This window comes from Desulfuromusa kysingii (assembly GCF_900107645.1).
In the GTDB taxonomy this organism is placed as follows: Bacteria; Desulfobacterota; Desulfuromonadia; order Desulfuromonadales; family Geopsychrobacteraceae; genus Desulfuromusa; species Desulfuromusa kysingii.
On sequence record NZ_FNQN01000020.1, the window covers coordinates 1 to 6,949 of the forward strand.

At 41.1% G+C, this 6,949-nt stretch carries 8 protein-coding genes; all 8 read left to right on the forward strand.

All coding sequences use genetic code 11. The features are described from left to right. On the forward strand, window positions 1-381 hold a 381-nt coding region (locus BLU87_RS16845), incomplete at its 5' end, for a tyrosine-type recombinase/integrase (protein WP_175498445.1). A gap of 178 nt (window positions 382-559) precedes the next feature. Next, on the forward strand, window positions 560-1,066 hold the full coding sequence (locus BLU87_RS16850; protein WP_092350990.1) for a GNAT family N-acetyltransferase: 507 nt from the start codon (window positions 560-562) through the stop codon (window positions 1,064-1,066). A 129-nt stretch (window positions 1,067-1,195) separates the two neighbouring features. Continuing rightward, window positions 1,196-2,002 (forward strand): hypothetical protein, encoded by an 807-nt coding sequence (locus BLU87_RS16855; RefSeq protein WP_092350992.1) that lies wholly within the window; start codon window positions 1,196-1,198, stop codon window positions 2,000-2,002. A 122-nt stretch (window positions 2,003-2,124) separates the two neighbouring features. Next, entirely contained in the window at window positions 2,125-2,631 is a 507-nt protein-coding gene (locus BLU87_RS16860; protein WP_092350994.1) for a hypothetical protein, read from the forward strand. Then, complete coding sequence (locus BLU87_RS16865; RefSeq protein WP_092350996.1) at window positions 2,610-3,275, forward strand: biosynthetic peptidoglycan transglycosylase; 666 nt, start codon at window positions 2,610-2,612, stop codon at window positions 3,273-3,275. Before BLU87_RS16860 ends, BLU87_RS16865 begins: the two co-directional genes overlap by 22 nt. A 30-nt stretch (window positions 3,276-3,305) precedes the next feature. Next, a complete protein-coding gene (locus tag BLU87_RS16870) occupies window positions 3,306-4,886 on the forward strand; it encodes a hypothetical protein (protein ID WP_092350998.1) in 1,581 nt (526 codons plus the stop codon). 139 nt (window positions 4,887-5,025) lie between these two features. Beyond that, entirely contained in the window at window positions 5,026-5,754 is a 729-nt protein-coding gene (locus BLU87_RS16875) for an NYN domain-containing protein (protein WP_092351000.1), read from the forward strand. 147 nt (window positions 5,755-5,901) lie between these two features. Next, window positions 5,902-6,597 (forward strand): hypothetical protein, encoded by a 696-nt coding sequence (locus tag BLU87_RS16880; protein ID WP_217637545.1) that lies wholly within the window; start codon window positions 5,902-5,904, stop codon window positions 6,595-6,597. Window positions 6,598-6,949: the final 352 nt, after the last annotated feature.

The following is a 6,949-nucleotide window of genomic DNA, read 5'->3' on the forward strand; positions in this document are numbered from 1 at the left end:
GATGGGTTTGGGAGAGTTAAGCTGCCAGGCGCTTTGGAACGCAAATATCCCAATGCATCAGCAGAATGGCGCTGGCAATGGGTCTTTCCCCAGGAAAACCGCTGGAAGAACAAAAAAAACGGGGAAGAAGGACGTCATCATGTGCACGAAACACTGCTTCAAAAAGCAGTCAGGTCGGCAGTTTTCAGGGCTGGTATTGTAAAGAGGGTCGGCTGTCATACTTTTCGTCACGCATTCGCGACGCATTTGTTGATGGGTGGTTATGATATTCGAACCATCCAGGAGCTGATGGGTCACAAGGATGTGAACACGACCATGATTTATACTCATGTATTGAATAAGGGCGGACAGGGAGTCAGCAGTCCTTTGGATGGTCTTTAAGCCAGCTTAGGCAGGTCTGCCTATATTAGACTAGTAAAATTACACAAAGCAAGAGAAAAGCAGAAATGATAGGCGATTATATCGGATTGGCGGGAGTTTTGTTAATAGTTTAGGCAGACAGGTTTGTGTCTTTGTTTACAGTTTTATACAGACCTGTCCATTTATAGTTAGGGCTACTATGGATATACAAACATACTCACCAGAAAGGGCGAAGGAGATTGCTGACTTATTTCATCAGTCTGTTCATGCAATTGATCCGTCCGTGTATTCACCAGAGCTAAAAGAAGCTTGGGCCCCTACACCTGTCAATTATGAACGCTGGTCTGAGCGATTAAACGAAAAAAAGCCGTTTTTAGCAGTAATTGAAAGTCGTGTTGCTGGATTTATAGAATTGGATGCAGATGGTCATATTGACTGCACTTATACTCATCCAGATTTTCAGGGAAAGGGTGTCGCATCCACCCTGTTTGAATATTTGCTTGAGGAAGCAAAATCCAGAAATATTAAGCGGCTTTACGTTGAAGCATCGCTCATTGCTAAGCCATTCTTTGAGCATCGTGGATTCTCTGTGGTCAAGAAGAATGAAGTACAAAGAAACGGTTCGTCCTTAGTTAATTTCTCAATGGAAATGTATCTAAGCCCTAACAATCAAATCCAGCCGACCGCTATCGCGTCGGTTGATTAGGGCGTTAGATTCATGAATGCAAAAGGTTGTAAATGAGCGAAAAAAATAACAACAAAAATGAACTCCATGCTGGCTACTACCTAAGTCGCATTTTTCGATCTGCTCGGACAGCAAAATGAGCTGCGAAAAATGAAATCATTGCCGAGTCCAGAGATTGATGAAGATGTCACTAGGTTTACTGATAGGGTCATGCAAACCTACGGCGCGGTTAAAAGTATGCGATCGTCCTTCCGAACTTTTTTTGAATCATTTAGCAAAAGCAATATCGATGAGTACCAATTAAATCCAGCCCAGCGAGCCTTATTTGAACAGTGCAAAAGTAACGACGTAAAGATTCAACAATTTTCAGACTGTATTGCCATTTTCTTGCCACTCCGTGACGATATTAACAAGTTACCAATGAGAGGCGTTTTTGGAGTGCTTGCGGCTGCAGCAACAACGTTTTTAAGCTGCCTTGCCTATGGACAACCAATCAGAGGCGGAATCGATATCGGTGTGGCACTGGAAATCGATCAGAATGAAATTTACGGCCCTGCTCTTTCAAGGGCATACAGCCTTGAAAGTTCAGTTGCCCAATACCCAAGAGTCGTAATTGGTGATGAGCTATTTAAATACCTTAAGCTGCACGCCAATCAGGAAGAAAAAACTATTTTTTCAAAGATCTCAAAAGAATCTGCCAGGAGTTGCCTTGAACTCCTTTCGATTGATGATGACGGCTATCCATATATTGACTATCTAGGCAAGTCTTTCAAGGAAGATATGGCTGCCACTGACAGTGTAGAAATAATCATAAAAGCGTATGATTTTGTTTTGTCTGAATCAAAAAAGCATCAAAGCGAAAAAAATCCCAAGTTGGCCTTTAAATATACGCCCCTTAGGAGTTATTTTGAGAACAGAATGGGAATATGGAACGAAAACAATGACCAAGAAATCTAACCATTAGATCAACCGGATGGATGATCCTGCTGCCTTTAAATCCGTAAAGTTTGGTGGGTCGCGAAAGTCGCGTCTTCACCGGTTATCAAAAACGTTAGCAGTTAATAGAGGCTCGATATCCCATGACCAAAGGAGTTTTTATCTTAAATTTTCTATATAGCTTTCTTGCAACCGTGGTTGGTGGCGGAATTCTTGCCTTCTTATTTTTTTGGCTCAGAGAGAAAATCTTCCCAATCCCAAAAATTGCGGGCCGTTGGTTTTTTGAAATACGCACTATCAACACAGCATACAATCCATACAAGGGCATGATTCTTCGCTACATTGCGATGTTCAGGCAAGCTGGCAACAGCATAGAAGGCACGGTTGAGAAAATTTACGAAAATTCTTCAACTGGTGAGAGAGAATATGTGGGGGAAAATCGCACCAGAGGGGTGGCTGAAGGGTATATTGAGAAAAATTATTTTTCAAAAGACCGCTTAATTCTTCATGTTGTAGAGGATGGGCACGGGCGAGAGTCAACTAATTATTATGACCTCGAGATTACCTCCAGCGATCAAATGAGTGGGGGGTTCAGCTCTATGGTTGCAAACCAAGATGGAGACGCTAGTTGGCAGCGCAACGAATTTTAAAAACCCTTCTGTGGACTCTTTCTGTACCGCAGATTGGAATATCCCTTCTGTTAGAAGTATTCGCTCCTAGAGAGTTTCTAACGGATCTCAACAGTTGTATTTCTCTCACGAAACAATATGGCAAAAGCATACCGCAGCAGTTTATCGATGCCCTAATACTTGCAGAAGATCATCGTAATAAATTGCATCCTGGTGTTGATATGCTTGCGATGATCCGCGTGCTAATGATTCGTGTATGGTCAGGTCATGTACAAGGAGCAAGCACAATTGAACAGCAGTATGTTCGAGTTGTAAGCAATCGCTATGAACGGACAATTCGCCGCAAAGCTAGAGAACAATTGCTTGCCCTAATGCTTCTTCGGCGAACCCAGAAGCAAGAAATCGCATCAGCTTACTTGGCTATTGCTTTTTATGGCTCCAGTTCTGTCGGGATTGTTGGTTTAAAGACTAAATTCGGTGAGGATTTGACTAAAGTATCATTCTCTCAGGCATTACAAATGGTAGCACAACTCAAGTATCCACGTCCTATCAACCCTGATGATGCATGGAAATTCAAGATAGCAGCTCGGGTTAATGCCCTTTATTCCTTCGGTAATGGTACTGCTAACAAATCATTCCAGCGGATCGCATACCGCGCCCGCTGAATTCAACCGTTAGAATTGTCAGGAAGTTTTGTGAACGACTTAGAGATCAGTATCTTAAATCCACTTACAGAACCTCTTTTGAAGATCAAGAGGGAGGCTGTTCAACGTGAGTTTTTTGATGATGGCTTAGCTCTAAATAAGTGTCCTTTATCGCTATATAGTTATATTTCTGGTAGGCCTGAAAAATTCCACTGTAGACGATCATTCAATTCTCAGTATGAACTCCTAAATTCCGGCGAAAATTCGCGGTTAATAGTTGAGTTTCTAAACGACAATAACTCCCAGATAGACCTTGCGTTTAAATCACTAGATGAGGTGAATAAAAAATCATGGCACGATGTTGATTCTCCTACAGATGAATATGATTTTTACAGATTCTGTGAAAATGAAGTGAACCCTACATTCTTAAAACTAATTGAGGGTGTTTTTGGTGTTCTCATATCCTTAAATGCATTTATCAGTCGGTTAGGGAGAGGGAAATCTACTGATGGCTTAGATATTTATAATCGAGTAGAGGAGCTTTCAAAAACGGACCAAAATTTTCTATCAAAGGCTTACTGTAATACGACTAGAAACTCCATTGCCCATGGAAGCGTTAGCTATAATCACAGAAACGTCGAGTTTAGGGATAAGAATAAAGCAGTAAAAAATGATCCTCGTGAGTATATGAGTCGGTTCGAGCATCTACTAGATACCTGTAACGGACTAGCATTAGCATACAAGAAGTTCTTCTTTATTACTGAGTCGGCGACAGCAACCCCAAAGCAAATTTTCCTGGAAGAATTATATTCTCAAACAGAATCCCCCTGGTGGAAGATAGAGGGCTGTCTAAACAGCGAAGCTACTGAAAATAGATCACAATTGGTTATTTTCGTTAAGCCATCAACGAGAGACTATGAGAAAGTTCGAGCTTCGTCTGTTTGGACAGCTATTCTCGCCGAAAGATATGCGCCCGGCTATGACCGATACTTTTTGTCGTTGCGGTCGCCGATAGCGCATAGTGGGTTTGCTGCATTTGACGGGAACGCTTTAATGGAGAATAGAAATAACAAAATAGCTAGTTTTGAGGGGTATGCAGGTATTCTCGAAAATGACCTAATATTCTGGGTTCCTTTTTTGAAACTCCCCAAATTGTTTCACAAAATAAATACATACGTTCTATCAATTAAGCTATTTTCTCGTGTACGCACTCTAACAGCCGTTCAGGGCGAAGGTGTTGAAATACTCGCCAGAAATGTAAACATCCACAGAAATGGATGGAAGCTCGTTCTTAATGGAAATATTGTTTTGGAATCTAAAGACAATATTACTGCTGATTACATAAAATCGAGAGGGATTGGGTTAATACGTACAGCCCTAAAACAAGCTCGGAGAAACGAGCCAATATATTCGATATTGAGGTACATTCCTCTTGGGTATGCCAGAATTTCACTGATAGAAGAAGACTATAGGCGAAGTGTTCTAAAAGGGTTTGGGCTACGCAAAGAGCTCATAGGAACAATTCAAGTTCAGAATATTAAAAGAATTCGTGCTCCTGATATATTTGGCGCTACCATTGAACAGGTTGGTAAAATAAGATATGCGTGGAATAAATCATGGCTGAGTGAATAAAAATCCTAACAATGCAATTAACTCGGACGTTTTTCCGCGGTGTTTTTGTTGTGCTAAAAAAGCCTAGCACAGCAAAAACACCACTACAAAACGCCGGTTATTGCTAGCGTTAGAAAACAAGAATGAATTGGAGGAGGCAATGGATAATACGCAACGCATAGCATTACTTATAGATTGCGACAATGTTAGCTACAACTCTATCGAAGGCGTTCTTGAGGAAATCGCAAAATATGGGAAAGTCACAGTGCGTCATGCACACGGTGACTGGAAGAGTGAACACCTATCAGGGTGGGTTGAAAAATTACATCCAAATGCTATCCGCCCTCTTCAGCAATTTGCGTACACCACCGGAAAAAATGCAACTGACTCTGCAATGATTATTGATGCAATGGACTTACTATACAGTAAAACTGTTGACGCCTTTGCACTAATGACTAGCGATAGCGATTTCACCCCATTGGTAATGCGTTTACTCGAAAGTGGATTTACAGTATTCGGTTTTGGAGAAAAGAAAACCCCTCTTCCTTTTGTTAATGCCTGCTCTCAGTTTATTTATACCGAAAATTTAGCTAAATCCTTTGATGAAAAAAAGAACAATGGAAGTCATAAATCAAAAACATCACGAAATGAACTTCGTGGTGATACCGAGCTTGTAATCCTTCTAAGAAAAGCAGTAGAACAAACATCTGGCGACGATGGCTGGTCACATTTAGGTCAAGTAGGTAGTTATATTTCAAACAATAGTTCATTTTCTTCAGTCAACTATGGGTACTTGAAACTCAGCGATCTAATAAGAGCTAGTGATTTATTTGAAATTGAAATTAAAAAGGACAATAGCGGTATGTATGTGAAAGATAAGAAAAAATAATTTTTTAACTAGTAAATCAAGTGGACGGAATAGGCAGGTGTGTTCCCCGAAAAGCAAACTCTAAGATTGCGGTAGTAGGCCGAAACATTTCGTCGCCGCTGCTTATCGCTAACCGTAAGATTTAAAAAATATTATTCGGAGGGAAATATGAAGAAATTGATCTGGAAACTTTTAGCATTCACCCTTTTAGCAATTATCTTATCCGCATGCGCTGCACCTAAATATAACTACCAACCAGAAAAAGTTGAAATAAGTGAACCACCAATTGGAAGCACTAATATTGCCTATGTTGGCGACAGCATGCTCAGACAAGGAAAATACATCGAGCATGATACCATTCTACTCAGACAAAGTGCAGACATTGGATGGGCCTATACTGCAATGCCTGGTTACTATCTGAAACAGGGCTCAAACGAAAAGGCAGAATTTTATTACCCCAGTGGCGGAAGTGAAAGTGGCCAAGTCACCAAGGCGGCCTTAGCAGACCCTTGGAAATGCCTACAAGCTTACAAAGAAGAGCAAAAATTATGCGTTATTACGGTATTTAACGCTTTAGTATGTAAATCGAATGTTAACTTTGAGCGGTTGAAGCACCACGGAACCAGAAGCGACTCATTTCAACAAACTTTAATTTACAGCGGTAAATTTGGAGAAAAAATCAATATTGGTTACAGGGAGTTTTCCAACTCTACTGCAAGGCCAGCATTTAATAACGATGTTGAATACGACTTAAGACAATCAAAAATAATTGGCTATAAAGGTGCAAAAATCGAAATAATCGAAGCCACAAATGAATTAATAAAGTACAGAGTTATTCGCAACTTCAATAAAGCAAAAATATGAAATCTAACACTTATCAGGCCCCCGGCCGTCAAGAGTAAAGATAACCATTAACGCAAAAGATTTACTTTTCGTTCTTTGACAAGCGACTGATCAACCACGAATCATCCGGTTTCTGACTTGGGCTTTACGAACTGGCTGCAGATTTCGAATTCTGCTCCAAACACTTATCGAGGCTCTTAATGCGAAGGGCCGGTCATTTGTGACCGAACTGTCTTCGCCACCTGGAAACACTTGCGTACCCTTGTGCCGTCCCATTCAAAAAAGCGTGGTCCAGTTGTAAGCTCTGGCCATAGTTAGTGCCGGGCTCGGGGAAGGGGCAGAATCCGGCGCTGATCCCTTTGGATCATCGCGC